Origin of the sequence: Mycobacterium hainanense, from assembly GCF_041890355.1 — a bacterium.
Lineage (GTDB): Bacteria > Actinomycetota > Actinomycetes > Mycobacteriales > Mycobacteriaceae > Mycobacterium > Mycobacterium hainanense.
This window is the reverse complement of sequence record NZ_CP169059.1, coordinates 2893457-2920338: the sequence shown is the minus strand read 5'-3', so window position 1 is coordinate 2920338 and position 26882 is coordinate 2893457. Positions and strand designations below refer to the sequence as shown.

The window sequence follows — 26882 nt, the reverse complement described above, 5'->3', positions numbered from 1 at the left end:
CTTTCCGTCGGTCGATCCGACTTGCTGCCAACTCGCCGCTGATCTTAGTCACCGGCGGTATCGATGCGTGCCGAGCTTGGTTAAGGCACCGGCTCAATTTGATTGCGCCGCGCGGGCCTTGGCTTCGCGCCGACGGCGATGCAAGATCGGCTCGGTGTAGCCGTTGGGCTGCTGGGTTCCCGTCAGGATCAGGTCCTGTGCGGCCAGGAACGCCAGGCTGTCGTCGAAGTTGGGAGCCATCGGCTGGTAGGCCGCGTCCTTGGCGTTCTGCTCGTCGACCAGCGGCGCCATCCGCTCCAGGCTGGTCCGCACGTCCTGCTCGGTGATGACGCCGTGGCGCAGCCAGTTGGCCAACAGCTGGCTCGAAATCCGCAGCGTCGCACGGTCTTCCATCAGGGCGACGTCGTGGATATCGGGCACCTTCGAGCAGCCGACTCCCTGGGCGACCCAGCGCACCACGTAACCGAGGATGGACTGGCAGTTGTTGTCGACCTCCTCGCGGATTTCCTCGGAAGCCCAGGCCAGTTCCTTGGCCAGCGGGATCGTCAGCAACTCTTCGATGGTGGTGCGCTTCTTGCCCGCCAGCTCCTCCTGCACGGCGCCCACGTCGACGTAGTGGTAGTGCATCGCGTGCAGGGTGGCCGCCGTCGGGGAGGGCACCCACGCGGTGGTCGCGCCCGCCTTCGGTTGGCTGATCTTCTGCTCGACCATGTCGGCCATCAGCTCGGTCATCGCCCACATGCCCTTGCCGATCTGCGCCTTGCCCTTGAAGCCGGCGGCCAGCCCGATGTCGACGTTGGCGTCCTCGTAGGCCTTGATCCACGTGGTGCTCTTCATCGCGCCCTTGCGGATCATCGGGCCGGCCTCCATCGACGTGTGGATCTCGTCGCCGGTGCGGTCCAGGAAGCCGGTGTTGATGAACACGACCCGGTCGGCCGCGGCCTTGATGCAGGCCTTGAGGTTGACGGTGGTGCGCCGCTCCTCGTCCATGATGCCGACCTTCAGGGTGGCCTGCGGCAGGCCCAGCACGTCCTCGACGCGGCTGAACAGCTCGCAGGTGAAGGCGACCTCGTCGGGCCCGTGCATCTTGGGCTTGACGATGTAGATCGACCCGGTGCGGCTGTTGGCCAGGGGCCCGTTCGCGTCGCCCGTCTTGAGCCCGTGGATCGCCGTCAGGCCGGTGAAGAGCGCGTCCATGATGCCTTCGAACACCTCGTTGCCGTCGGCGTCCACGATGGCGTCGTTGGTCATCAGATGCCCCACGTTGCGGACGAACAGCAGGCTGCGGCCGGGCAGGGTCAGCTGGCCGTCACCGTCGGGCGTGGTGTAGGTGCGGTCCTGGTTGAGCACGCGGGTGAAGGTCTTGCCGTCCTTGGCGACCTCTTCGGACAGGTCGCCCCTGTTCAGGCCGAGCCAGTTGCGGTAGCCGAGCACCTTGTCGTCGGCGTCGACGGCGGCCACCGAGTCCTCGAAGTCCATGATCGTCGTGACGGCCGATTCCAGGACCACGTCCTTGATGCCGGCTCGGTCGGTCTTGCCGATCGGCGATTCCGGGTCGATCAGGATCTCGATGTGCAGGCCGTGGTTGACCAGCAGCACCGACCAGTCGGGGGAGCCGAGCTCGCCGGTGTAGCCGGCGAATTTCTCCGGGCTGGCCAGGCCGACGGACCCGTCGCCGGTCGCGACCTTCAGCTGGCCGTCTTCGACCGACAGCCCGGTCGCGTCGGCCCAGGAGCCGGATTCCAGCGGCACCGCTTGGTCGAGGAAATTGCGGGCGTAGGCGATGACCTTGTCGCCGCGAACCTTGTTGTAGCTGGTGCCCTTCTCGGCGCCGTCATCCTCGGGGATGACGTCGGTGCCATAGAGGGCGTCGTACAGCGAGCCCCAGCGCGCGTTCGCGGCGTTCAGCGCGAAGCGAGCGTTGAGCACGGGCACCACCAGCTGCGGACCGGCGGTCGTGGTGATCTCGTCGTCGACGCCCGAGGTCGTGATCGTGAAGTCCTCGGGTTCGGGCAGCAGGTAACCGATTTCGGTGATGAACTGGCGGTAGGCGTCGACATCGAACGGCTCGATCACGCGTTGCCGGTGCCACCTGTCGATCTGGGCCTGCAGCTCATCGCGGCGGTTCAGCAAGTCCCGGTTCTTGGGCGTCAGGTCGGTGACGACTTTGTCGACTCCCGCCCAGAAGCTGTCCGGGTCGATGTCGGTGCCGGGCAGGGCCTCGTTGTTCACGAAGTCGTAGAGCACTCGGGCGACGCGTAGGTTCCCCGCCGACACGCGATCAGTCATGTTTCTCCTCCATAATGAAGCCTCACCAAGCCGTCATTGGCCCAGAGCGGCAATGCCTTCAGCGTACCGAGCAGCAGCCTGGTGAGCGCATCCGCCCGACCCGCCACACCAGGTCAGGCCGCGCTGACAGCTCCAAACCATGCCGCTGCGGCGAGCCAGGGGATCTATTTACAGCAACGCATCAGCGCGCCTGAGATCCTGCACCTTCCAGCACTTTCTTGACTGGCAGCCGATGGAAATCATACGGGCTCGCCGTAGCCCTCCTCGGCGACCCAGTACCCCTACGCGTCGCGCATGGTGCCGACGAGGTCCTCGACCAGGTCTTCCATCGCCACCATCGCGACCACGTCGCCCCCTGCGCCGGTCACCAGCGCCAGATGGCTGTTGCTGCGGCGCATTCGCGACAACGCGTCGGCCAACGGCAGCGACTTGGGCAGCCGCGGAAGCGGGCGCACCATCGCCAGGTCGATCACGGTCCCCGGGTCGTCGCCGAGCGTCAGCATGTCCTTGATGTGCAGGTAACCGATGAAGTCACCGTTGACGTTCGCCACCGGGAACCGCGAGTAGCCGGTCTGGGCCAGGGCGCGCTCGACGGCGCCCACCGTAGGGCCGGAACCGGGCGCCGCCACCGGCACCGCGTGCACGTTTTCGAGGGGGACCGCCACGTCGCCGACCACGCGGGTGCCGATCTGCAGGGCCCGGGTCAGCCGGGTGTGCTCCTCCCGGTCCAGCAGGCCCTGGGATTCCGATTCGGCGATCATCTCGCTCAGCTCGACGGGGGAGACCGTGAGCTCGAGCTCCTCCTTGGGCTCGACTCCCAGCGCGCGAACCGCCACGCTGGCGCACTTGTTGTAGAACGTGATCAACGGCCGGACCGCCCGCACGTAGGCCAGGTAGGCCGGCACCAGCAGCATCGCCGTGCGCTCGGGGCCGGCCAGCGCGATGTTCTTGGGCACCATCTCGCCCAGCAGGACGTGCAGCGTCACCACGATCGCCAACGCGATCGCGAAGGACAGCGTGTGCAGCAGCGGTGGGGGGATGCTGGTCAGCCCCAGCGCCGAGCGCAGCAGGCTGGAGACGGCCGACTCGCCGATCCGCCCCAGCAACAGCGAGGCGGCGGTGACCCCCAGCTGGGCCCCGGCCAGCATTGCCGGCAGTTGCTCGCCGGCACGGATCACCGTGACCGCGCGCGCCTTGCCCTGCTCGGCCAGCGCTTCCAGCCGGTCGCGGCGGGCCGAGATCAACGAGAATTCCGCGCCGACGAAGAAGGCGTTGACGCCGATCAGCAGGATCGCCAGGATCACGCCCATGGGATCGCTCATCGCTGGCCTCCCTTGGCCGCGGTGTCGCCGTCAGCCTGCAGCTCGTTGAGCTCCAGCAGGTCGATCCGCCGCCCGTCCATCCGGATGACGGTCGCCTGCCAGCGCAGCGAGGTGTCCAACAGCCCGTCGGCGTCGAGGGCGGGCAGCTGCACGGTTTCGCCGGCCACCGGGATGTGGCCGAATTCGCGCAACGCCAGCCCGCCGATGGTCTCGTAGGGCCCTTCCGGGGCCCGGAAGCCGGTCGCGGCGGCCACCTCGTCGATGCGCAGCAGGCCCGAGACCCGCCAGCCGGTGCCGGCCGCGACGACATCCGGGGTGGCGTCGTCGTGTTCGTCGCGGACGTCGCCGACGATCTCCTCGATCAGGTCCTCGACGGTCACCATGCCCGCCGTGCCGCCGTATTCGTCGACGACCATCGCGGTCTGCAGGCTGTTCGCGCGGATCTCGGCCATGACGGCGTCGCCATCCAGCGTCGAGGGCACCACCGGGACGGGCTGCGCCACCGTGGTCAGCGCCGTGCGCGCCCGGTCGGCCGCCGGGATGGCCAGCACCTGTTTGACGTGCACGATGCCGACGGTTTCGTCGAGGTCGCCGTCGACGATCGGGAATCGGGAGAACCCGGACTCGGCGGCCGCGGACACCAGGTCGGCGACCGTGTCGTCGGTCTGCAGCGCGACGATCTTGGATCGAGGCGTCATCAGTTCCTCGGCGGTCAGGGCGCCGAACTGCAGCGAGCGCCGCACCAGCGACGCCGTCGCCGGATCCAGCGAGCCGCTGCGGGCCGAGGAACGCACCAGCGACAGCAGTTCCTGCGGCGAGCGGGCCGACCGCAGCTCTTCGGCCGGCTCGATGCCCAGTCGGCGCACGATCCAGTTCGCCGCGCCGTTGGTGAGCCGGATCGCCGGGGTGAACAACAGCGAAAACAGCAGCTGAACGCCCACCACGGCGCGCGCGGTGGACAGCGGCCGGGCCACCGCGAGGTATTTCGGAACCAGCTCGCCGAACACCATCGACACCGAGGTGACGATGACCAACGCCACGAACGCCATGATGGCGTCGGCCACCCGGTCGGGCACTCCGATCGCGTCAAACCACGGGTGCGGCAGGTCGGCCAGCATCGGATCGGTCAGGTAACCGGCCGCCAGTGTGGTTGCGGAGATGCCCAATTGGGCGCCGGACAGCTGGAACGACAACTTGTGGTGGGCGCGCCGGATCGCGCGGTCGCGGCGGCCGCCCCGCCGGGCGTTGGCCTCCACCGCGCTGCGGTCCAGCGTGGTCAGTGAGAACTCGGCCGCCACGAAGATCGCGTTGCCGAAGATGAGCACCGCGATGGCCAGCACGCTGATCACGGCGACGCTGACGTTCATCGATCACGCCACCCGCGGGCCGAGTGCGTTGACGGAAGCGCCGGGGAAGGCTCCGCGTCGGACGGCTCGTCGGACGGCTGCCGCGCCCGGAAGCCCATGGGCTGCGCGGGTGCCTGCGGCACGTCAATCCCTTCGCTGCCTGTTACCGGTGCGGATGCGGTCGCCTCCGTCTTTGCCGATTTATCGTAGCCCGGCATGCCCCCCGGTCGGCCAACGACCGTTTTCGGCGGCGCAGCGCCTACCCGGCGACCCCAGTATGGGTTGGCTAACCTTACTCGATAGGCTGGCGCACCATGGCGTCCGAGGCCCCACCCGAAACCGAACCCGCTCAAGTGCTTCCGCGCGAGCGCTTCGACATCAGCGACGAGGTAGCCCGCATCGGCCGGCCCCCGGCCCCGGCGCTCGAACCGCCCTTCGCGCTGCGTGCCGCGCGGCGGCAGGACGCGGGCATGGTGGCGGAGTGGATGAACCGCCCGCACCTGGCGGCGGCCTGGGAATACGACTGGCCGGCCGTGCGGTGGGAGCGACACCTCGGCGCGCAGCTGGACGGAACGTATTCGCTGCCACTGCTGGGCAGCGTCGCCGGACAGGAGTTCGCCTACCTCGAATTATATTGGGGAGCAAAGGATTTAATCTCGCACTACTACGACGCCGACCCGTACGACCTGGGGCTGCACGCGGCCATCGCCGACCCGGCGCTGGTGAACCGGGGGCTGGGCCCGATGTTGTTGCCGCACATTGTCGGGAGCGTCTTTGCCATGGAACCCCGCTGCCGGCGCGTCATGTTCGACCCCGATCACCGCAACACCACGGCGCGGCGACTGTGCGAGTACGCCGGGTGCGTGTTCCTCGGCGAGCACGACACCCGGAACCGGCGCATGTCGCTCTACGCGTGGGAGCGCCCGCCGGCCGCATAGCCTGCGAAACACCCCCCGCCGCAAGTGCTTGCGCGCTTCTGGCGATCGGTGTCACCAACCCAGCGGCAGCGGATGGCCTTCGGCGAAGCCCGCGGCCGACTGCACACCCACGACGGCCCGCTCGTAGAGGTCCGTGAGGTTGGCGGCGCCGACATACGTGCACGTGCTGCGCACGCCCGAGGTGATGTGGTCGATCAGATCCTCGACGCCGCCGCGGTCGGGGTCCAGACCCATGCGCGACGTCGAAATGCCTTCCTCGAACAGCGCTTTGCGCGCGCGGTCGAAGGCGGTGTCGGCGGCGCTGCGGGCGACCACCGCACGCTTGGACGCCATCCCATAGCTCTCCTTGTAGGGCTGATCCTCGCGGTCGCGCATCAGGTCCCCCGGCGATTCGTAGGTGCCGGCGAACCACGACCCAATCATCACGTTGGACGCGCCGGCCACCAGCGCCAGCGCCACGTCCCGCGGATGGCGGACCCCGCCGTCGGCCCACACATGCCCGCCCAATTGCCTTGCCGCCGAAGCACATTCGACCACCGCGGAGAATTGCGGGCGCCCGACCGCGGTCATCATGCGGGTGGTGCACATCGCCCCCGGCCCGACTCCGACCTTGACGATATTCGCCCCGGCGCCCAGCAGATCGCGGGTGCCCTCCGCGGAGACGACGTTGCCGGCCACCAGCGGCACACCGAGTTCGAGCGAGGACACCGTGCGGATCGCTTCGAGCGTCTTCACCTGGTGCCCGTGCGCGGTGTCGATGACGAGCACATCGACACCGGCCTCGACCAGCGAGCGCGCCTTGGCGCCCACGTCGCCGTTGATGCCCACGGCCGCGCCCACCCGCAGCCGACCGTCGCGATCGACCGCCGGGGTGTACAGGCCGGTGCGAACGGCCCCGGTGCGGGTGAGCACGCCGGCCAGCGTGCCGTCAACGTTCGTCACGACGGCGACGCCGATCGGGGCGTGCTCGAGCAGGTCGAAGATCTTGCGCGGCTCGGTCCCGACGGGGGCGGTGACGAAGTCGCTGATCGCGACGTCGCGCACCCTGGCGAACCGGTCCACGCCCAGGCAGCAGGATTCGCTCACCAGCCCCATCGGGCGGCCCTCGAAGGCGACGACGGCGACCCCGTGCGCGCGCTTGTGGATCAGAGCCGTCGCATCCGACACCGAATCGTCGGGACCCAGCACGACCGGGGTGTCGAGCACCAGGTCGCGGCTCTTGACGAAGTCCACCGTCTGCTGCACCGCGGTGATCGGGATGTCCTGCGGCAGGATGACCAGACCGCCCCGCCGGGCCACGGTCTCGGCCATTCGTCGCCCGGCGACCGCCGTCATGTTGGCGACCACCACCGGGATGGTGGTGCCCGAGCCGTCCTGGGTGGACAGGTCCACATCGAAGCGCGACGCGACCTCCGAGCGGTTCGGCATGACGAAGACGTCGTTGTAGGTCAGGTCGTAACCGGGCCGATGCCCATCCAGGAATCTCATCGCTGTCGCCGTCCCCCTCGTGTCCTCTCAGTAGTACCCAGCTAGGCGGGAACTTCGCTGCGGTCTCCGCTCCACAGCGTGTGGAAGCGCTTGTCCGGGTCGGCGTCGGTCCGGCCGTAGGTGTGGGCACCGAAGAAGTCGCGCAAGCCCTGGGTCAGCGCCGCGGGCAGCCGCTCGGTGCGCAGGGCGTCGTAGTAGGACAGCGCCGAGGAGAAGCCGGGAATCGGGATGCCCAGCTGCGTGGCGGTCACCACGACGCGGCGCCAGCCGTCGATCGCGGCCTCGATCGCGCTGCGGAAGTAGGGCGCGACGATCAGGGTCGGCAGGTCGGCGTCCTCGTCGAACGCGTCCTTGATGCGGTTGAGGAACTTGGCCCGGATGATGCAGCCGCCGCGCCAGATGGTGGCCAGGTCGCCCGGCGTGATGCCCCAGTCGTATTCGGCGCTGCCGGCCTGAATCTGGTTGAAGCCCTGGGCATACGCGATGATCTTCGACGCGTAGAGGGCCTGGCGCACGTCCTCGACGAATTGCTTTGCGTCGGTTGGCTTTTCACCGAGCTGACCGGACGCCAGCCCGGTGGTGGCCTTGCGCTGGGTGACCGAGCCGGACAGCGCGCGGGCGAACACCGCCTCGGCGATGCCCGTGACGGGGACCCCAAGGTCCAGCGCCGACTTCACGGTCCAGCGGCCGGTGCCCTTCTGCTCGGCCTCGTCGAGGATGACGTCGACGAGCGGCTTCCCGGTCTTGGCGTCCTTCTGGCGCAGGACCTGCGCGGTGATCTCGACGAGGAAGCTGTCCAGGTCGCCCTTGTTCCACTCGTCGAAGACGTCGGCGATCTCGTCGGCGGTCTTGCCCAGCCCGTCGCGCAGCAGCTGGTAGGCCTCGCCGATCAGCTGCATGTCGGAGTATTCGATGCCGTTGTGCACCATCTTGACGAAGTGGCCGGCGCCGTCGGGGCCGATGTGGGTGCAGCACGGGACGCCGTCGACGTGGGCGGAGATCTCCTCGAGCAGCGGGCCCAGCGACGTGTAGGACTCGGCCGGGCCGCCCGGCATGATCGACGGGCCGTTGAGCGCGCCCTCCTCGCCGCCGGAGATCCCGGCGCCGACGAAGTGCAGCCCCCGTTCGCGCATCGCCTTCTCGCGGCGGATGGTGTCGGTGTAGAGGGCGTTGCCGCCGTCGATGATGATGTCGCCTTCTTCCATGGCGTCGGCGAGCTCGTTGATGACGGCGTCGGTGGGGTCGCCGGCCTTGACCATGATGAGCACCCGCCGCGGCTTCTCCAAGGCGTCGAGGAACTCCGCGATGGTCTCCGACCGCACGAACTTGCCCTCGTCGCCGTGCTCGTTGAGCAGCGCGTCGGTCTTGGCGATCGACCGGTTGTGCAGCGCCACCGTGTAGCCGTGCCGGGCGAAATTGCGAGCGATGTTCGAGCCCATCACCGCCAGGCCGGTGACGCCGATCTGCGCGGTAGCGGTCTTTGATTCCGACGAACCCATGTCTTCGCCTCTCGAGTCGGAGAACTGTGCCCAAAAGCTTTCCGTCACACTGTGGCACAAGGGACAGGTGTCCGCCCGAGGTGCCGGGCCCTCCGGGGCGTCAGAGGTTGAACAGGCGCCGCAGCTCGGTGAGCCACGGCACGGCCAGCGCGACGGTCGGCACGACGAACACCGCGACCGCGGCCAGGTATGCGGCCGCCGCCATCGCCAGGCTGTTGCCGCCCCCGCACAGCCGGCGGACGCGGACCACCGTGCTGGGGCCACCGGCGGCCAGCGCGCCCGACGGCGCGCGCCCGGACGCGCAGGCGACCAGCGCGCGAGCCAGGGGAGCGCGACCCGCGGCGCGAACGGCGGCGTCATCGGCGAGCAGCTCGACGAGCAGCTGTACCGCGCCGAGCGCATTCGCGCTGCGCACCAGCCGCGGGAACGCGGCGTGCACCGCGGTGAACGCCTCCAGGACGAGGTCGTGCCGGGCCCGCAGATGGGCCCGCTCGTGGGTGAGGATCGCCGCGACCTCCTCGTCTGCGAGCGCGCTCAGCGCCCCCTCGCTGACCACGACGCGGCTGCGGACCCCGGGCAGGCAGTAGGCGAGCGGCTGCGGCACGCCCAACACGCGGAGGTCGCGCGTATGGGCGCAGGGCTGGCGAAGCTCCGCGCCGTGGCCGAGTCCGACCAGATCGACCACCATGCGGTGGTGGGCGCGCCGCCGCCGGTTGGCGATGGCCACCCGAACGACGGCAACCATCAAACGGGCGCCGACCAGCAGGGTCAACGCGAAGACGGCGATGTAGGCGGCCCACAGCGGCCACCCGAGGCGGCCGGCGGCGCCGAGGACGCTGGCGGTGGGCCGCCCGTCGGGACCGGGCATGAGAAGCCGAGTGGCGATCGCAATCCCGGCGCTGAACGCCGAAAGGACCGCGGCCAGCGCGATGGCCTGCCACAACACCATTGCGGCGCGCGGAGCGCGCAACGGCCAGCTCGCGCGTGCCAACAAGGCCGGCACCGGACCGACCAGCAGCACCGCGAGGATGGTGAAGGCCAGCGCGGACACGCTGTCAGTCTCCCTCAGTCCTCCGGCGACGCGCCAGCGGATGGCGCGTTATTGCGTTGATTGGCTTCCAGTTCGGTGAGTGCCCGCCGAAGTGCAGCCGCCTCGTCGGCGCCGACCCGCTCGACGAAGTGGACGAGGGCGGCCTGCCTGCCGCCGGGATCCTCGGCCTGTGCCAGCGCGTCCACCATGAGCCCGGCGACCAGCTCGTCGCGGCCGTGCACGGGAGCGTACCGGTGGGCGCGGTCGTCGCGAATCTGCGAGACCAGATTCTTCTTGGCCAGTCGCTGCAGGACGGTCATGATCGTCGTGTAGGCGAGGTCACGCCGCGCGGACAGCGCCTCGTGTACCTGGCGGACCGTTTGAGGTTCCGGTGTGGACCACAGGTGGTCCATCACGGCGCGTTCCAGATCTCCCAGCCGGGTCAGTTTCGCCATAGTGCGTTCTCTCCTGACGTCGACAACATCGTACTCCGCTTACTACCGACGGTCGTACCGAAGCTTTTCACCGCGCCACCGGAACGGTGCTTGCGAAATTAGGGCAGCCTTGCCTATGCTAACCCAGTCGAGCGAACAACGACCGCGGCAGAGTCCTGAGGGCTGCAGTGACCCCCGGTCTACTCGATCGGCGAGCCCCGTGCCCCCGCGGCACGGGGCTCAGCCGTTTCCGGGCCCCGCAGCCACCGCCACGAGCGCCGTCGCCGGAGACCATGGTGTAAACACAGAACGTGCCACAGCCGCCGACCATGCCGCCGGATTTCACCGCACCGTTCGATCAGGAGATCGGGCTGCAATTCACCGAACTCAGCCCCGATGGCGCCCGCGCCCAACTCGAGGTCACGCCCAAACTGTTGCAGCCGATGGGCCTGGTGCACGGTGGGGTGTACTGCTCGATCGTCGAGAGCATGGCCAGCGTGGCCGCCTACACCTGGCTTGCCACCCGCGGCGGCGGGAACGTCGTGGGGGTCAACAACAACACCGACTTTCTGCGTTCCATCGGCTCGGGCATGGTGTACGGCGCCGCCGAACCGATCCACCGCGGCCGGCGCCAGCAGCTGTGGCTGGTCACCATCACCGACGGCGAAGACAAGGTTGTCGCCCGCGGCCAGGTGCGGCTGCAGAACCTCGAGGCGTAGTCGACGGGTGAGGAAGCGTGGCCGACCGCGCCCCGCGCAAATCTGTTGCTGTTCAACGGAATTCACCGTACATTCACGCAGACGCCAAGGGCGCGAACAACTTTGATAAAACGCCCGCTGGCGGGCCGCCTGAGCATTCGAATTACGCTGCACCGCAACGGCTTAACGCGGACTGCTCAGCACGTGGCGGGCAGACCGGCGGACCGGTTAGCTCGCTCGTTTGGCGGCCGCCGGCCGCTTGGCTTCGGCGGCGAGCACCGCCAGCTGCTCGAGGCGGGTGCGGGCGAAGGCCTGCTGCTCGGTGATCGTCAGCTGGCCGCGCCGGGTGCTCAGGAAGGTCACCGTCCAGGACAGCAGCGTGCTCACCTTGGTCTTGAACCCGACCAGGTAGACCAGGTGCAGCACCAGCCACATCAGCCAGGCGATGAAGCCGCTGAACTCCAGCGGGCCCACCTTGGCCACCGCGGAGAACCGCGAAACCGTTGCCATGGAGCCCTTGTCGAAATACTGGAACGGCTCGCGCTCGGCCGGGTCGGCGCCGCCGAGTTCGGCCTTGATCGTGCCGGCGACGTACCTCGCGCCCTGGATCGCGCCCTGCGCCACGCCCGGAACGCCCTCGACGGCGGCCATGTCGCCGATCACGAACACGTTCGGGTGACCGGGCACTGATAGATCGGGCAGCACCTTGACGCGGCCCGCCCGGTCCAGTTCCACCGACGATTGTTCGGCGAGGTCGCGGCCCAGCCCGCTGGCCTGCACGCCCGCGGACCATACCTTGCAGGCGGACTCGATGCGCCGGATGGTGCCGTCGGAGTCCTTGACGGTGATGCCGTTGCGGTCGACGTCGGTGACCATCGCTCCCAGTTGGATCTCCACGCCCATCTTCTCCAGCCGGGCCCGCGCCCGCGTCCCCAGCTTGTCGCCGAACGGCGGCAACACGGCGGGGGCCGCGTCGAGCAGGATCACCCGCGCCTTGGTGGAGTCAATGCCACGGAACGAGCCCTTCAGCGTGTGCGCCGCCAATTCCGCTATCTGGCCTGCCATTTCGACCCCGGTGGGGCCGGCGCCGATGACGGTGAACGTCAGCAGCTTGGCGCGCCGTTCGGGATCGCGCGACCGTTCGGCTTGCTCGAAGGCGCTCAGGATGCGTCCACGCACCTCCAGCGCGTCATCGATCGACTTCATGCCGGGCGCGAACTCGGCGAAGTGGTCGTTGCCGAAGTAGGACTGGCCCGCGCCGGCGGCGATAATCAGGCTGTCGTAAGGGGTTTCGTACGTGTGGCCGAGCAAATCGGACACCACGAACTTGCCGTCCAGATCGATGTGTGTCACGTCGCCAAGCAGCACTTGGACGTTGCGTTGCCGGCGCAGGACGACACGGGTGGGCGGGGCGATGTCGCCCTCGGACACGATGCCCGTGGCCACCTGATACAGCAACGGCTGGAACAGGTGGTGGGTGGTGCGCGCGATCAGCTTGATGTCGACGTCGGCGTGCTTGAGTTTCTTTGCCGCGTTGAGCCCACCGAATCCCGAACCGATGATGACGACCTGGTGACGCCGCTCGGTTCCAGCTGTGGTTTTTGGTGAGGGGCTCATGTTTCCGCTGCTCCTGACGGGGGCTTTTGGACACGCGACTGCAGTTAGCCACAACGCTAGTCAGGCGGATACCCGGAAACCTAGTTGAGCAGCGTGTGTTGTTTGCAACACTAACGGTGTCGCGAGGCGAAAACCCTGGTGGGCCGCGGCCAGTGTGGCGCAACTATCAGGGTTGTCCGCCCGGGCGCCGTAGGGCGGTTATTGGCTCGAGCCTTCGCCCACGCAGTGGTCGTGGCCCGTCTGGATCGTTCCGCCGGGGGCGCGGGCGAGCGCCTCCGCCTCAGCCTCTTCGCGCGTCGGCCCCCAGCCCCCAAAGTATTTGGTCTTCGACGCGTTCATCACCAGCGCAACGCATCCGCCCTGCCCGCTGGCCAGGAGCCGACAGTCGCTGATCGTCTTGCGGCAGGTTTCCATCACCGCCTTTTCGGCCGCGCCCGCGCTCGAGGCTCCGTCGGCGATGTCGATGTGGCCGGTGGAGTCCGATATCGCCATCGCGATCCCGTCGCCACCGGCATGCGCGATCGGGGGTGCGACAAACGCCACGCCGGCCGCCACCGCCGCCAGGATTCGTCTCTTCATCACCTTCCGGCCCCCTACTCCCGCGCTGCGCCTGGGTGGCGCAGGTAAACGCTGCTACACGGAAGTATTACCGCCGCGCCGCCAATCCGCGACCCCACGGGGGCGGCGTCGCGGCTACAGCCCGACGGCCGGGCGCAGCGCTTCGCCTAGGGCGCTGATCACGCCGGGGGCATAGAACGGCAGGTTGATGATGACACCGTCGATGCCGGCGTCCACCACCTTGGTCTTGATCTGGTCGGCGACCGACTCGGGGCTGCCGACCACCATGCGCTGGGTCATCTCGGCCGGAATCTGGTCGGGCATGGTGTTCTCGTCGACCAGCACCGTGGTGAGCGTGCTGGTTTCCAGCGTCGCCGGGTCACGGCCGATCTCCTCGCAGCGCCGCCGCACGACATCCAACTTGCCGGCCAGTTCGTCGAATCCGGCGATGACGTTGAGGTGATCGAAGTGGCGCGCGGCGAGGGGGATCGTCTTCTTCTCGCCGCTGCCGCCGATCATCAGCGGAATGTGTTCGCGGAAGCGGGGATTCGCCACCGCCTCGCGGACGTGGTACCAGTTGCCGGAGAAGGTTGGCCGCTCGCCCTTGATCATCGGCAGGATGATCTGCAGCGCCTCCTCGAGCCGGTTGAACCTGTCGGTGAAAGTGCCGAATTCGAAACCCAGTTGGTCGTGCTCGAGTTCGAACCAGCCGGTTCCGATGCCCAGGATGGCTCGGCCCTGGCTCACCACGTCGAGGGTGGTGATGGTCTTCGCCAGCAGCGCGGGATTGCGATAGGTGTTCCCAGTCACCAAGGTGCCCAACTGGACTCGCTCGGTGGCGGTGGCCAGCGCACCCAGGGCCGTGTAGGCCTCCAGCATCGGCTGGTCGGGGTCGCCCAGCATGGGCAGTTGGTAGAAGTGGTCCATCAAGAAGACCGAGTCGAAACCGGCGGATTCGGCCTCACGGGCCTGAGCGATAACAGTGGGGAAGAGCTTGTCCACCCCGGTGCCGTAGGAGAAGTTGGGAATCTGTAGACCGAGTCGAATAGCCACGCGGTCTACCGTAGTGCCGGTCCGCGCGCGACGATACGGCTCGGACGCCGATTACGCCCTCAGCCGAATTGCGCGAGCGCGCCGTGGCTGACGTGCAGGGTCTGGCCGGTGATGTGGCGCGCCGCCGGAGTGGTCAGGAACAGGGCCAACCGGGCCACCTCGGCGGCGACCGACGGGGGCGTGCGGGAGAGGCCGTCGTAGCCGGGCTGCGTGCTGCGCCCACTGGCCACGGCGTTGACCGTGATGCCGCGGGTGCCGAAGATGCTCGCCTGTCCGGCGACCCAGTTCGACAGGGTCGCCTTGATCGCGGCGTCGACGCTTCCGGCGGGCGGGTTCTCGGGCACCACACTGATGATGGAGCCACCCGAGCGCAGGTGGTCACCCACGGTCTGCACCGTCAGCACCGCGGAAAGCACCGTGGCGTCCAGGGCGTTGCGCCACGAGGCGGCCGTGTCGGCGATCGAGTACGTGCGCGGGTCGCCGGGCTCCCGGGACGGCGCCGGGATGTTGACGATGGTGTCCAGATGATGGGGGAACAGGGGACGGGCCTCGGTGAGGCTGGCCGGGTCGGTGGTGTCGCACACGATCGCGTCGACGTCCAGCTCCTTGGCGACGATCTCCAGGTCGCTGCGCCGCGCGCCCACGAGGGTCACCTTGTGACCGTCATCGCGGAAGCCTTCGGCCACTGTGCGTCCGAGTTCGGTGTCTCCACCGGTGACCAGCACTTCCACTGCCATGACCTCCTCGTGTTCAACGTTGAACCCAGACCCGGGCAGTTCCGTGTGGCCGACCACCGGACCGCTTAGCGGACCCGCCTGGGATCTCACCGCGTTATGGCATCAATCTCCTCGATGTTACTGGACAGTAGCTAGTCGGCGAAATTGTTCGCGCCGCGACGCGCGGATCATTTGCATAACTATTCGGGCGCACACTTTTTTGCGCCGATTGGGCCCGCAATGGGACCGCATCGGCGGCGGGTTAGGGTGCACCATGCCTCGGATCGGGTGGCTGGCCAGTTTGATGACGATGCTGCTCGCTCTGCTGACCGGGTGCGGATCGAATTCGGCGCCGCCCTCGGCGGCGTCCGGGAAGCTGGTGGTGTTCGCAGCCGCCTCGCTGAAGCCCGCGTTCACCCAACTCGGTGCGCAGTTCAAGGCCCAGAACGCCGGCAGCAACGTCGACTTCGAATTCGCAGGATCGTCGGAATTGGCCACCCAGTTGACGCAGGGGGCCACCGCCGACGTCTTCGCGTCGGCGGACACCGCGCAGATGGACACGGTCGCCAAGGCCGGCCTGCTGTCCGGTGACCCGAAGAACTTCGCGTCGAACACGCTGGTGATCGTCACCGCGCCGGGCAATCCCAGGAAAGTCGGATCGTTCGCCGACCTCGCGAGGCCGGGACTGGGCGTGGTGATCTGCCAGACGCCGGTGCCGTGCGGCTCGGCGACCCAGCGCGTCGAGGACCGCACCGGCGTCCACCTGAACCCGGTGAGCGAGGAACTCAGCGTGACGGACGTTCTCAACAAGGTCACCACCGGGCAGGCCGACGCCGGGCTCGTCTACGTCACCGACGCCCACGGCGCCGGGAACAAGGTGACGACCGTCAGCTTCCCGGAGGCCGCCGGCGCGGTGAACGTGTATCCGATCGCGGTGTTGAAGAAGGCGCCGCAACCCACGCTGGCGCAACGGTTCGTTGCCATGGTGACCGGTGACGTTGGTCGAAACATCCTGGCGCAGCTGGGCTTCGCCAAACCCTGATCAGCGGGACTGCCCGAAACCGGTTCGGGCCTGGTCGATTTGGTCGTAGGCATCGGTCGCCATCTCGGCGGCGGTCATCGTCTCACCCTTGCGAGCGAGCGATTCGTAGGTGTGGTCACCGGGGACCTTGCGGAGGTAGCTTGAACCGGCACATCGGCGGGAAAGAACGCGCTTCGCCCGCTTGGCGATCGCGCAACGCTAGGTTGAGGCGGTAAACGTCTCCCGGCCATAGGAGTGTCGGCATTAGCGAGCGTCGCGCTGATCTGCCGCGGTGGGTGTACGTGCCCGCCGTCGTGGGGACGGGGTTCGTGGTGCTGCCGCTTCTCGCAATCGCTATCAAGGTCGACTGGCCGAATTTCTGGTCGCTGATCACCAGCCCGGCGTCGCGAACCGCTCTGCTGCTCAGCCTCAAGACGGCCGCGGCCAGCACCTTGCTTTGCGTGCTGCTGGGTGTTCCGATGGCCCTGGTGCTGGCCCGCAGCACCGCGCGACTTGTGCGGCTGCTGCGGCCGTTGATCCTGCTGCCCTTGGTGCTGCCGCCAGTCGTCGGGGGGATCGCGCTGCTGTACGCGTTCGGCCGGCTCGGGTTGCTCGGCCGGTACCTCGAGGCCGCCGGCGTCAGCATCGCGTTCAGCACCACCGCCGTGGTGTTGGCGCAGACCTTCGTGTCGCTGCCGTTCCTGGTGATTTCCCTCGAGGGTGCCGCACGCACCGCCGGCTCCGACTTCGAAGTGGTGGCGGCGACCTTGGGGGCGCGGCCCAGCACCGTCTGGTGGCGTATCACCCTGCCGCTGCTGCTGCCGGGTCTGGCGTCGGGGGCCGTACTGGCGTTCGCGCGCTCGCTGGGGGAGTTCGGCGCCACGCTGACGTTCGCCGGTTCGCGCCAGGGGGTCACCCGCACGCTGCCACTGGAGATTTACCTGCAGCGGGTCAACGACGCCGACGCGGCGGTCGCGCTGTCGATTCTGTTGGTCGCCGTGGCGGCGGTGGTGGTGCTGGGGCTCGGCGCCCGCCGGTTGACCGGAAATGAAACGAGATAGCCCGCCATGAGCGATTTGCAGCTGCGCGCCGTCGTCGCGGACCGCCGCCTGGACGTGGAGTTCGCCGTGTCGGCGGGTGAAGTCCTCGCGGTCCTCGGTCCCAACGGCGCGGGCAAGTCGACAGCGCTGCATGTGATCGCAGGACTGATTCGCCCGGACCAGGGGGTGGTGCGGCTGGGTGACCGGGTGCTGACCGACACCGCCGCCGGGGTGAACGTCGCAACCCATGACCGCCGCGTCGGGCTGCTGTTGCAGGACCCGTTGTTGTTCCCGCACATGAGCGTCGCCGCCAACGTGGCCTTCGGGCCGCACAGCCGGGGCAAGTGGCCGCGCCCACGACGTGCCGCGGGGAGGGCGGCGGCGCTGCGCTGGCTGCGCGAGGTGGACGCCGAGCGGTTCGCCGACCGCAAGGCGCGGCAGCTGTCGGGCGGGCAAGCCCAGCGCGTGGCGGTCGCGCGGGCGCTGGCCGCCGAGCCCGACGCGTTGCTGCTCGATGAGCCGCTGAACGGCCTCGACGTCGCGGCGGCCGCGGGCATCCGCGCGCTACTGCGGCGCGTCGTGGCCCGCACCGGCTGCGCGGTGGTCCTGATAACGCACGACCTGCTCGACGTGTTCACGCTGGCCGACCGGGTGTTGGTGCTGGAATCCGGCAAGATCACCGAGATCGGCCCGGTTTCGGAGGTGCTCACCGCGCCGCGCAGTCACTTCGGAGCGCGGATCGCGGGCATCAACCTGGTCAACGGGACCGCCGCCGCCGACGCCGCGCTGGACGCGCGCTCGGGCGTGCGCTGGCACGCGGCCCCGGGGGGTGACGAGCTCGCCGCCGGGCAGAACGCGATCGCGGTCTTCCCGCCGACGGCGGTGGCGGTCTATCGGGAGCGACCGCACGGCAGTCCACGGAACACGGTCGAGGTGACGGTGGCGGAGCTGGACATCCGCGGGGCGGCGGTGTTCGTGCGCGGCGAGCAGCAACCTGACGGTGCGCCCGGCCTGGCCGCGGAAATCACGGTGGATGCCGCATCGGAGCTGGGGCTGGCGCCTGGCGAAAAGGTGTGGTTCTCGGTCAAAGCGCACGAGGTGGCGTTGTATCCGGCGGCGCACTGAACGGTGGAATCGGGTGCCCGGTTGCACTCTGGCAACGTCCGCAAAACGACGATGCAATTGTCCGCAAGGCTCCTTGCGTCACAGCGGTAACACGGTAGGTTCGTCGCCATGGAGCAGGTGGATCCCAACTCGACACGTCGCAAAGGCCTCTGGGCGACGCTGGCGATAGCCACAGTGACCAGTGCCAGCGCCGTCACGATCGCAGTGCCGGCGCCCGCAAACGCCGATCCGGAGGTTCCGACGCCGGTCCCGCCGACGACCACGACGGCGCCGCCGCCGGCGGCCGCCCCCGCGGCTCCCGCGACCACTGTGCCGCCGGCCGCGCCGGCGCCCGGCGCGCCTCCGGCTCCCGTCGATCCGAACGCGCCCCCACCGCCGCCGGCGGTCGACCCGAACGCACCGCCGCCGCCCCCTGTCGACCCGAACGCCGGGCGGGTCGCCAACGCCGTGGGCGGGTTCAGCTACGTCCTTCCCGCCGGCTGGGTGGAATCGGACGCGTCTCACCTCGACTACGGCTCGGCGCTGCTGAGCAAGACGACGGGTCCGCCGCCGATGCCCGATCAGCCGCCGCCGGTCGCCAACGACACCCGCATCGTGATGGGCCGATTGGACCAGAAGCTCTACGCCAGCGCCGAGGCCAACAACGCCAAGGCCGCCGTGCGGCTCGGCTCGGACATGGGTGAGTTCTTCCTGCCGTATCCGGGCACCAGGATCAACCAGGAAGCGACCCCGCTCACCGGGGCCAACGGCGTCACCGGCAGCGCGTCGTACTACGAGGTCAAGTTCAGCGACGCGTCCAAGCCCAACGGCCAGATCTGGACGGGCGTGGTCGGGCTGCCCGCGGCGAACGCGAACACCGGGGCGCCGCCGCAACGCTGGTTCGTGGTCTGGCTCGGCACGGCTAACGATCCGGTAGACAAGGGTGCGGCCAAGGCGCTGGCCGAGTCGATCCAGCCGTGGGCGGGCCCGCCCGCGCCGGCCGCCGGAGCCCCGGCGGCTCCTCCGCCGGGCGCCCAACCGGCTCCTGCGGCTCCTCCGCCGGGAGGCCAGCCCGCGCCCGCGGCTCCGGGAGCGCCATCGCCAGCGCCCGCGGCTCCGGGATCGCCATCGCCAACGCCGGCTCCGGCTCCGGCCGGGGAGGTCAGCCCCACGCCGGCGCCGTTGCCGCAGCGGACGCAATCGACCTGACCCGGCGCTCGGGATGGTGGGCCAACCGTCGCCGAATCGGGACCTTTGCCGTTACCTAAAGCGGGTATACCGAGGTGACGCCCAGCAACTTGCTGGGCTTTGCCAGCGAATGCAAGGAGACCCGCATGGATGTCATGGCAGCTACCGAATATCTGGCCCGCTCGACCACGTTTACGAGCGTCGGCATCATTGGTTACATCATCATCGGCGGCCTGGCCGGTGCGCTCGCCAGCAAGATCATCCGCGGCAGTGGCGCCGGCATCCTGATGGACATCGTGATCGGCATCATCGGCGCGTTGATCGGCGGCTTCATTTTGAGCTTCTTCGTCAACACCGCGGGCGGGGGCCTGATCTTCACCTTCCTCACCGCGCTGCTCGGTTCGCTGATCCTGCTCTGGGTTGTCGGGATGGTGCGCAGGACCTAGACCTCAGTTAACGCGTGGCGGCCGTGGCGGATAGCGGCATGATTGACGGATGATTGCACCGCTGTCCACCGCGGCCATGCGCGCATGGCGGGTGCGTCACCCAGGCCCGATAGACACCGCCCCGCTCGAGCAAGTCACCTCCGAGGTGCCGCACCCAGGGCCGTCGGAACTGCTGGTCGCCGTCAGGGCGTGCGGCGTGTGCCGCACCGACCTGCACGTCACCGAGGGCGACTTGCCCGTGCACCGCGACCACGTGACACCCGGCCACGAGGTGGTCGGTGAGGTCGTGGAAATGGGCTCGCAGGCGGGCGACGCGTTTCGGGTGGGAGACCGGGTCGGCATCGCCTGGCTGCGCCACACCTGCGGGGTGTGCAAGTACTGCCGCCGCGGCGACGAAAACCTGTGCCCCCAGTCCCGCTACACCGGATGGGACGCCGACGGCGGCTACGCCGAATTCGCCACCGTTCCCGCTGCTTTCGCGCATCCGCTGCCCGCAGGTTACAGCGACAGCGAGCTCGCGCCGCTGCTGTGCGCCGGCATCATCGGCTATCGCTCGCTGCTGCGTGCCGACCTGCCGCCGGGCGGACGGCTCGGGCTGTACGGCTTCGGCGGCAGCGCCCATATCACCGCGCAGGTCGCGTTGGCGCAGGGCGCCGAGGTGCACGTGATGACCCGCGGAGCCGAGGCGCGGGAGCTCGCCATGCAACTCGGCGCCGCGTCGGCACAGGGAGCGGCCGACCCGCCACCGGTGCCGCTGGATGCGGCCATCCTGTTCGCCCCGGTCGGAGACCTGGTGCTGCCCGCGCTGGAGGCGCTGGATCGCGGCGGCACCCTGGCGATCGCCGGCATCCATCTGTCCGACATCCCAGTCCTCAATTACCAGCGCCACCTGTTCCAGGAACGTCAGGTCCGCTCGGTCACGTCCAACACCCGGGCCGACGCACGGGCGTTCCTCGACTTCGTGGGGGAGCATCACATCGAGGTGACCACCCCGGAATACCCGCTGGACCAAGCGGACCGGGCGCTGGCGGATCTCAGCGCGGGCCGCATCGCAGGCGCCGCGGTACTGCTGGTGTGATCGTTCGAGCGTTCTCAGCTGTTCAGGTGCCACACCAGCGCGGCGGCCAGCGCACCAAGCCCGTTAAGCGACCAGTGCAACGCGATCGGAGCGATCAGGCTGCCGCTGCGCCGGCGTAGCCAGCTGAAGACGAAGCCGGCCGCGCCGGTGGCCAGCACCGCGCCGGTCACCCCCGCCAGCATCCCCACGATGCCGCCGCCGAACAGCCGGGTGAAGCCGACGTTGCTGCTGGTCAGCCCGAGCGATGTCGCGACGTGCCACAGGCCGAACAGCAGCGAACCCGCCAACGCGACCCCGCGGAAGCCCCAGGCCCGGTGCAGCGCGCCGTGCAGCACACCCCGAAACGCGAGCTCCTCCGGGATCACGGTCTGCAGCGGGATGATCACCATCGAGGCGATCAGCGCGCCGGAGACTGTCGCGTAGCGGTGGTTGAGGAACATCGGCCGGGTCATCGGCAGCAGCACCCCGACGACAATCACGGACGCCACGACCAGCACCGCGGCCACGGCATAGCCCAGCCCTGACTTCCAGTGTTCGCGCCCCAAACCCAAGTCGGCCCAGTCCAGTCCATTGGCGCGCATCAGGAACACCAGCCCGACGGCGGCGGCGGGAACCACGCAGATGCCGGCCCAGGGGGTGGTGAAGTGCGCGACCAGGTTGGTCAGCACCAGCACCAGCACCACGACGGCGATGTCGAGGTGGATCCGAAACCTGTGCAGCGCCGACAGTTGCGAGAGCACCGGGTGGGTGTCAGCGATAGCGGGCGCCTCGAGCATCTGGCCAGTTTACCGGTGGCCCACCGCGCCGTGACTTCAACGAACACTGCCGTCACGGCTGTGGTCGGCGCCCCAAGCACGACCCTGACAACAATCTCGACGTCAGGCCTGCTCGCTCGACTCCCAGGTTTCGATCGGTCGTCTCGCTCCCATCACTCACTACGTTCGTTCTGCTCGCTCGACTCCCAGGTTTCGATCGGTCGTCTCGCTCCCATCACTCACTACGTTCGTTCTGCTCGCTCGACTCCCAGGTCCAGTTGGCGATCTGCGGGTCGTCCTCGCCGTGCTCGCGGGTGTAAATGCGGGCCGCGAGGCGGGCGTCGACCATGCGCTGGCGCAGCACGGCGGCCTTGCTGGCCAGCCCGTCGACCCGGTCGATGACGTCGATCACCAAGTGGAAGCGATCCAGATCGTTGAGCATCACCATGTCGAACGGTGTCGTCGTGGTGCCGCGCTCCTTGAACCCGCGCACGTGGATGTGCGGGTGATTGGTGCGCCGGTAGGTGAGCCGGTGGATCAGCCACGGGTAGCCGTGGTAGGCGAAGATCACCGGCTTGTCGCGGGTGAACAGGGCGTCGAACTCCCGGTCCGGCAGGCCGTGCGGGTGCTCGGAATCCGGCTGCAGCCGCATCAGGTCGACGACATTGACCACCCGGACCGCCAGCTCGGGCAGGTCGCGGCGCAGGATGTCGGCCGCAGCCAGGGTTTCCAGCGTCGGGATGTCGCCGGCGCAGGCCAGCACCACGTCGGGGTCGGCGGTGGCGGTGCTCGCCCACGGCCAGATGCCCAAGCCCCGCGCGCAGTGCGCGACGGCCTGGTCCATGTCCAGGTAGGCCAGCGCCGGCTGCTTGCCGGCGACGATGACGTTGATGTAGTCGCGGCTACGCAGGCAGTGGTCGGCCACCGACAGCAGCGTGTTGCCGTCCGGCGGCAGGTACACCCGGGTCAATTCGGCCCGCTTGTTCGCGACCAGGTCGATGAAGCCGGGGTCCTGATGCGACGCGCCGTTGTGGTCCTGGCGCCACACGTGCGAGGACAGCAGGTAGTTCAGCGACGCGATCGGCCGCCGCCACGGCAGTTCCAGGCTGGTGGCAAGCCATTTCGCGTGCTGGTTGAGCATGGAGTCGACGATGTGGACGAACGCCTCGTAGCAGTTGAACAGGCCATGCCGGCCGGTCAGCAGGTAACCCTCCAGCCAGCCCTGGCACAGGTGCTCGGAGAGCACCTCCATGACGCGGCCGTCGGGCGCGAGGTTCTCGTCGGCGGGCTCGATCTCCGAAAGCCACACCTTGTCGGTCGATCCGTAGACGGCGTCCAACCGGTTCGATGCGGTCTCGTCGGGACCCATCAGGCGGAACCGGTCGGAGTTACGGGCGATCACGTCCCGCAGGAAGGTGCCGAGCACCCGGGTCGCCTCGTGCGTCGTGGCCGCCGGGCGCGACACGGTGACCGCGTAGTCGCGGAAGTCCGGGAGGTCGAGGTCGTGCAGCAACAGCCCACCGTTGGCGTGCGGGTTGGCGCTCATCCGGCGATCACCGCTGGGCGCCAGCGCCCGCAGTTCGGCGCGCAACGTGCCGTCGCCGTCGAACAGCTCCTCGGGCCGGTAGCTACGCAGCCACTCCTCGAGCTGGGCGCGGTTTTCGGGGTTGTCGTGCGTCTCGGCGAGCGGGACCTGATGCGATCGCCAGGTGCCCTCGACCTTCTTGCCGTCCACCACCTTCGGGCCGGTCCAGCCCTTCGGCGTGCGCAACACGATCATCGGCCACACCGGCCGCTCGGTCTGGTTGCCGCCACGCGCCGTGCTTTGGATGGCCGCGATGTCGTCGAACGCGTCGTCGAGCGCGGCGGCGAGCTGCTGGTGCACGTTCGCCGGGTCGTCACCGGCGACGGTGATCGGTCGGTAGCCATAGCCCCGCAGCAGGGCTTCGAGTTCGGCGTGGGGGATGCGCGCCAGCACGGTCGGGTTGGCGATCTTGTAGCCGTTGAGCGCAAGGATCGGCAGCACCGCGCCGTCGGTGGCCGGGTTGAGGAACTTGTTGGAGTGCCAGCTGGCCGCCAGCGGCCCGGTTTCGGCCTCGCCGTCGCCGACCACGCAGGCCACGACCAGATCCGGGTTGTCGAAAGCCGCGCCGTAGGCGTGCACCAGCGCGTAGCCGAGCTCACCCCCCTCGTGGATGGAGCCGGGCGTCTGGGCGGCGACGTGGCTGGGAATGCCGCCGGGAAAAGAGAACTGCCGGAAGAGCTTTCGCAACCCTTCGGCGTCCTGCTCGATGCCGGTGTACACCTCGCTGTAGGTGCCCTCCAGGTAGGCGTTGGCGACCAGCGCGGGGCCACCGTGGCCGGGCCCGGTGACGTAGATAATGCTGGCGTCGCGGTCGCGGATGATCCGGTTGAGGTGGGCGTAGATCAGGTTCAGGCCCGGGGTGGTGCCCCAGTGTCCCAGCAGCCTCGGTTTGACGTGCTCGGGCGACAGCGGCTCGGTCAGCAGGGGATTGTCCAGCAGGTAGATCTGCCCAACGGAAACGTAATTGGCGGCGCGCCAGTACGCGTTGATCAGCTCGAGTTCGTCGTCGGAAAGGGCTTCGGGCACGGATGTTCGGGTTTCGAGGCTCACCCGCCCGATTGTCCGCGCCGCCGATGAACGTCGCCAGAAGCGAAAGTCACTCCTCGCCGCGGGCCCGCGACTCGTACGCCCTGCGCTGCTCGGCGTCGACGTGGTCGGTGAAAACGTGCTCGCCGCCGAGCGCGCGGTTCAGCCCCTCGGACAGCGCGCGCGGCAGGAACTTCTGCGACGCGATGATCGCGCCGGCCGTCTTCGTGACCCGCACGCGCGGCCGGGGATGCGCCACCAGATTGACGATCGCCTCGGCGATGTCGGCCGGCTCGGCGTTCTTGATGCCCTTCGCCCCCGAGGTGCCGGCAATCAGCTCGGTGTTCACGAACGTCGGCATGACGACCGAGAATTTCACGCCCGCGCGGCGGTATTCGATCCGCGCGGTGTCGGTGAACCCGATGACCGCGTGCTTGCTGGCGCAGTAGGTGGCCGCGCCGGCGATGTACGTCTCGCCCGCGAGGGAGGCGATGTTGATGACGTGACCGGACCCGCGGGGCACCATGCGCTGGGCCGCCAGCTTGCTGCCCAGGATCACGCCGTAGACGTTGATGTCCAGGACGCGCCGCGTGACGGCGTCCGGCTCGTCGACGATCCGCCCGAGCGGCATGATGCCCGCGTTGTTGACCAGCACGTCGATCAGGCCGAGCTGCCGCTCGACCTCGTCCAGGAAGTCGGAGAACGACTGCGGGTCGGTGACGTCCAGTTTGCCGTACACATCCAGGCCGAGCGCGGCGCCGGACTCCTTCACCCGGACCTCGTCGATGTCCCCGATTGCCACCTTGGCGCCCAGGTTGTGCAAGGCGGTCGCGGTGGCCAGCCCGATTCCCCGGGCGCCGCCGGTGATCACGATGACCTTGCCGCGGACCTTCAGCCCGACGGATGCCGTGTCTGCCATTTCCCTACCCTCCGGATTCTTGACGGGTGTCAACAGGGCAACCTGGTAAGCACAGCACTCTTCCGTCAGGCTGCGCAACAACCGTGGATACTGCGACGATGACCGAGGTGCGGGCCGCGGCCCCGGCTGACGCCGACGAGGTGGCCCGCCTGCACGTGCGGTCGTGGCGGTCGGCGTACCGCGGTCTGATCGCCGACGACTATCTCGACGGCCTGAGCCCGGGGGCGGTGCTCGACCGGTACACCTTCGGTCGCGTGGGACTGCGGGTGTCGTCCACCCTGGTCGCCGTCGACGGCCACGCGATTCGCGGCTTCGCCACCGCGGGTCTGTGTCGCGACGACGAATTACCGAATCCCGGTGAGCTGATGGCCCTTTACGTCGACCCGGCGCACGTGGGCGCGGGCCTGGGCACCCTGCTGCTGACGGCGGCCCGGGACCGGCTGCGGGCGGTCGGCGTTGCCCGCGCCGTGTTGTGGGTGTTGGACGCGAACACCCGCGCCCGGGGGTTCTACGAACGGGGCGGCTGGCGGTCCGACGGGGCTTGCCGCACCGCGCGTTTCGGCAACCAAACGGCGCGGTTGGTGCGCTATCGGCTAGAGCCGGTGTAGCGGCGCAGCACCAACCCGTCGAGAAACCGCCAAGCCAGGTGACGCACTGGCACCGGAATCGTGTCTGCGTCAGCCGACGGCGAGCCACACCAGGCTGGCGCCGCCGGCCAGCGCGCAGTAAACGGCGAACGGCGTGAGGGTGCGGGTCTGGAAGTACCGCGTAAGGAACCGCACGGCGAGGTAAGCGCATACGAAAGAGGCGATGCTGCCGGCGAGCACCTGGCCGCCGATCCCGGCCGCGCGGGTCCCGAACAGTTCCGGGATCTTATACACGCCGGCGGCCAGGATGATCGGCGTCGCCAACAAGAAGGAGAACCGCGCGGCGTCCTCGTGCGACAGGCCGCGCCACAGGCCGGCCACCATGGTGATGCCCGAGCGGCTGATGCCGGGCAGTAGGGCCAGGATCTGCGCGGCACCGATCAGGATGCCGCGGCGCAGGGGGAGTTGAGCCAGGCGGTTGTCGACGGCCTCGCCAGTGTGCGCGGGTTCCTGCCCGGCCGTTTGATCGTGGTCGGGCGCGGGGGAGACGCGCCGGCGCAGCACCTCACCCGCGTATAGGGCGGCGCCGTTGAGCAAGAGGAAGATCGCGGCCGGGATGGGCTTGCCGAGCGTGGTGCGAAACGTCCGCTCCAGCGCCAGGCCCGCCAGACCCACCGGGACGGTGGCGCCCACGATCAGCCAGGCGAGCCGCTCGTCGGGGGTCTGGATGCGTCGATACCGCAATGACGACACGAATCCGGCCACGATGCGCAGCCAGTCGCGCCAGAAGAAGATGAGCAACGCGGCCGCGGTGGCCACGTGTAGGCCGACGATGAAGGCGAGGTAGGGCGATTCGGGGGCGGAGACGCTCAGGTCCTCGGCCCATCGACCGCCGACCACCGCGGGCACCAACACGGCGTGCCCGAGGCTGGACACCGGGAACAACTCGGTGACGCCCTGGAAAGCCCCGACCACCACGGCCTCGAGGTAGGTCAGGTGCGCGCTCATAGTGGATGCCTCCGTCGGATCGTTTCGCCCATGGCCTCGCCGATCGGCCTGTGACGATAGCCGACGGCGGGTGCGACCACCCAATCAGCTTGCCCAGTTGGCCTTTTGGCGGGGCAACACGGAGCCGGGCCGGATCA

Annotated in this window: 24 protein-coding genes; 9 read left to right on the top strand and 15 right to left on the bottom strand. The window is 68.9% G+C overall.

Features of this window, described 5'->3' with window-relative positions; all coding sequences use genetic code 11:
• Positions 1-93: 93 nt before the first annotated feature.
• The 3 genes from ACEL92_RS13685 to ACEL92_RS13675 all read right to left on the bottom strand — a co-directional run bounded on the left by ACEL92_RS13685 (position 94) and on the right by ACEL92_RS13675 (position 4978).
• Positions 94-2289 carry a malate synthase G gene (locus ACEL92_RS13685; protein ID WP_374021291.1) on the bottom strand — a complete coding sequence of 732 codons (2196 nt, stop codon included), beginning with the start codon at positions 2287-2289 and terminating at the stop codon, positions 94-96.
• 281 nt (positions 2290-2570) lie between these two features.
• Complete coding sequence (locus ACEL92_RS13680) at positions 2571-3611, bottom strand: hemolysin family protein (RefSeq protein ID WP_374021290.1); 1041 nt, start codon at positions 3609-3611, stop codon at positions 2571-2573.
• Positions 3608-4978, bottom strand: a complete 1371-nt coding sequence (locus tag ACEL92_RS13675) for a hemolysin family protein (RefSeq protein ID WP_374021289.1) — start codon at positions 4976-4978, stop codon at positions 3608-3610. The genes ACEL92_RS13680 and ACEL92_RS13675 overlap by 4 nt, the downstream gene beginning before the upstream one ends.
• A gap of 293 nt (positions 4979-5271) precedes the next feature.
• Between ACEL92_RS13675 and ACEL92_RS13670 the strand changes: the two genes are divergently transcribed.
• Entirely contained in the window at positions 5272-5895 is a 624-nt protein-coding gene (locus ACEL92_RS13670) for a GNAT family N-acetyltransferase (protein ID WP_374021288.1), read from the top strand.
• Between the two features lie 51 nt (positions 5896-5946).
• Here ACEL92_RS13670 and ACEL92_RS13665 read toward each other — a convergent pair whose 3' ends face one another.
• From ACEL92_RS13665 to ACEL92_RS13650, 4 genes are all read right to left on the bottom strand, one after another.
• Positions 5947-7383: a GuaB1 family IMP dehydrogenase-related protein gene (locus tag ACEL92_RS13665; protein ID WP_374021287.1), complete on the bottom strand. Its 1437-nt coding sequence runs from the start codon at positions 7381-7383 to the stop codon at positions 5947-5949.
• Between the two features lie 41 nt (positions 7384-7424).
• Positions 7425-8882 carry an NADP-dependent phosphogluconate dehydrogenase gene (gndA, locus tag ACEL92_RS13660; RefSeq protein WP_374021286.1) on the bottom strand — a complete coding sequence of 486 codons (1458 nt, stop codon included), beginning with the start codon at positions 8880-8882 and terminating at the stop codon, positions 7425-7427.
• 100 nt (positions 8883-8982) lie between these two features.
• Complete coding sequence (locus ACEL92_RS13655) at positions 8983-9933, bottom strand: M56 family metallopeptidase (RefSeq protein WP_374021285.1); 951 nt, start codon at positions 9931-9933, stop codon at positions 8983-8985.
• A gap of 14 nt (positions 9934-9947) precedes the next feature.
• Positions 9948-10367, bottom strand: coding sequence for a BlaI/MecI/CopY family transcriptional regulator (locus ACEL92_RS13650; RefSeq protein ID WP_374021284.1), 420 nt, complete (start codon positions 10365-10367; stop codon positions 9948-9950).
• A 308-nt stretch (positions 10368-10675) separates the two neighbouring features.
• Between ACEL92_RS13650 and ACEL92_RS13645 the strand changes: the two genes are divergently transcribed.
• Positions 10676-11065, top strand: a complete 390-nt coding sequence (locus ACEL92_RS13645; RefSeq protein ID WP_374026211.1) for a PaaI family thioesterase — start codon at positions 10676-10678, stop codon at positions 11063-11065.
• A 207-nt stretch (positions 11066-11272) separates the two neighbouring features.
• Here the strand turns inward: ACEL92_RS13645 and ACEL92_RS13640 are convergent, their stop codons facing one another.
• The 4 genes from ACEL92_RS13640 to ACEL92_RS13625 all read right to left on the bottom strand — a co-directional run bounded on the left by ACEL92_RS13640 (position 11273) and on the right by ACEL92_RS13625 (position 15009).
• Positions 11273-12661, bottom strand: coding sequence for an NAD(P)/FAD-dependent oxidoreductase (locus ACEL92_RS13640; RefSeq protein ID WP_374021283.1), 1389 nt, complete (start codon positions 12659-12661; stop codon positions 11273-11275).
• 198 nt (positions 12662-12859) lie between these two features.
• Positions 12860-13240 carry a DUF4189 domain-containing protein gene (locus tag ACEL92_RS13635; protein ID WP_374021282.1) on the bottom strand — a complete coding sequence of 127 codons (381 nt, stop codon included), beginning with the start codon at positions 13238-13240 and terminating at the stop codon, positions 12860-12862.
• A 114-nt stretch (positions 13241-13354) separates the two neighbouring features.
• Positions 13355-14272: an LLM class F420-dependent oxidoreductase gene (locus ACEL92_RS13630; protein ID WP_374021281.1), complete on the bottom strand. Its 918-nt coding sequence runs from the start codon at positions 14270-14272 to the stop codon at positions 13355-13357.
• A 59-nt stretch (positions 14273-14331) separates the two neighbouring features.
• Positions 14332-15009: an SDR family oxidoreductase gene (locus ACEL92_RS13625; RefSeq protein ID WP_374021280.1), complete on the bottom strand. Its 678-nt coding sequence runs from the start codon at positions 15007-15009 to the stop codon at positions 14332-14334.
• A gap of 253 nt (positions 15010-15262) precedes the next feature.
• Between ACEL92_RS13625 and modA the strand changes: the two genes are divergently transcribed.
• From modA to ACEL92_RS13595, 6 genes are all read left to right on the top strand, one after another.
• On the top strand, positions 15263-16030 hold the full coding sequence (gene modA / locus ACEL92_RS13620) for a molybdate ABC transporter substrate-binding protein (RefSeq protein ID WP_374021279.1): 768 nt from the start codon (positions 15263-15265) through the stop codon (positions 16028-16030).
• 242 nt (positions 16031-16272) lie between these two features.
• Positions 16273-17070 carry an ABC transporter permease gene (locus tag ACEL92_RS13615; protein ID WP_374026209.1) on the top strand — a complete coding sequence of 266 codons (798 nt, stop codon included), beginning with the start codon at positions 16273-16275 and terminating at the stop codon, positions 17068-17070.
• A 6-nt stretch (positions 17071-17076) separates the two neighbouring features.
• The gene (locus ACEL92_RS13610) at positions 17077-18174 is read left to right on the top strand and encodes a sulfate/molybdate ABC transporter ATP-binding protein (RefSeq protein ID WP_374021278.1); all 1098 of its coding nucleotides are present in this window, start codon (positions 17077-17079) and stop codon (positions 18172-18174) included.
• Between the two features lie 108 nt (positions 18175-18282).
• A complete protein-coding gene (locus ACEL92_RS13605) occupies positions 18283-19362 on the top strand; it encodes an alanine and proline-rich secreted protein Apa (RefSeq protein ID WP_374021277.1) in 1080 nt (359 codons plus the stop codon).
• Between the two features lie 125 nt (positions 19363-19487).
• On the top strand, positions 19488-19787 hold the full coding sequence (locus ACEL92_RS13600; protein ID WP_374026208.1) for a GlsB/YeaQ/YmgE family stress response membrane protein: 300 nt from the start codon (positions 19488-19490) through the stop codon (positions 19785-19787).
• 49 nt (positions 19788-19836) lie between these two features.
• Positions 19837-20865 carry a zinc-binding alcohol dehydrogenase family protein gene (locus ACEL92_RS13595; RefSeq protein ID WP_374026046.1) on the top strand — a complete coding sequence of 343 codons (1029 nt, stop codon included), beginning with the start codon at positions 19837-19839 and terminating at the stop codon, positions 20863-20865.
• Positions 20866-20879: 14 nt separating this feature from the next.
• Here ACEL92_RS13595 and ACEL92_RS13590 read toward each other — a convergent pair whose 3' ends face one another.
• The 3 genes from ACEL92_RS13590 to ACEL92_RS13580 form a co-directional block, all read right to left on the bottom strand.
• Positions 20880-21641: a lysostaphin resistance A-like protein gene (locus tag ACEL92_RS13590; protein ID WP_374026045.1), complete on the bottom strand. Its 762-nt coding sequence runs from the start codon at positions 21639-21641 to the stop codon at positions 20880-20882.
• A 214-nt stretch (positions 21642-21855) separates the two neighbouring features.
• The gene (locus tag ACEL92_RS13585) at positions 21856-24255 is read right to left on the bottom strand and encodes a phosphoketolase (RefSeq protein WP_374026044.1); all 2400 of its coding nucleotides are present in this window, start codon (positions 24253-24255) and stop codon (positions 21856-21858) included.
• A 46-nt stretch (positions 24256-24301) separates the two neighbouring features.
• The gene (locus tag ACEL92_RS13580) at positions 24302-25150 is read right to left on the bottom strand and encodes an SDR family oxidoreductase (RefSeq protein ID WP_374026043.1); all 849 of its coding nucleotides are present in this window, start codon (positions 25148-25150) and stop codon (positions 24302-24304) included.
• Positions 25151-25248: 98 nt separating this feature from the next.
• Here ACEL92_RS13580 and ACEL92_RS13575 point away from each other — a divergent pair, with 98 nt between their 5' ends.
• A complete protein-coding gene (locus ACEL92_RS13575) occupies positions 25249-25758 on the top strand; it encodes an N-acetyltransferase family protein (RefSeq protein WP_374026042.1) in 510 nt (169 codons plus the stop codon).
• Between the two features lie 69 nt (positions 25759-25827).
• Here ACEL92_RS13575 and ACEL92_RS13570 read toward each other — a convergent pair whose 3' ends face one another.
• Complete coding sequence (locus tag ACEL92_RS13570; protein WP_374026041.1) at positions 25828-26745, bottom strand: undecaprenyl-diphosphate phosphatase; 918 nt, start codon at positions 26743-26745, stop codon at positions 25828-25830.
• Positions 26746-26882: the final 137 nt, after the last annotated feature.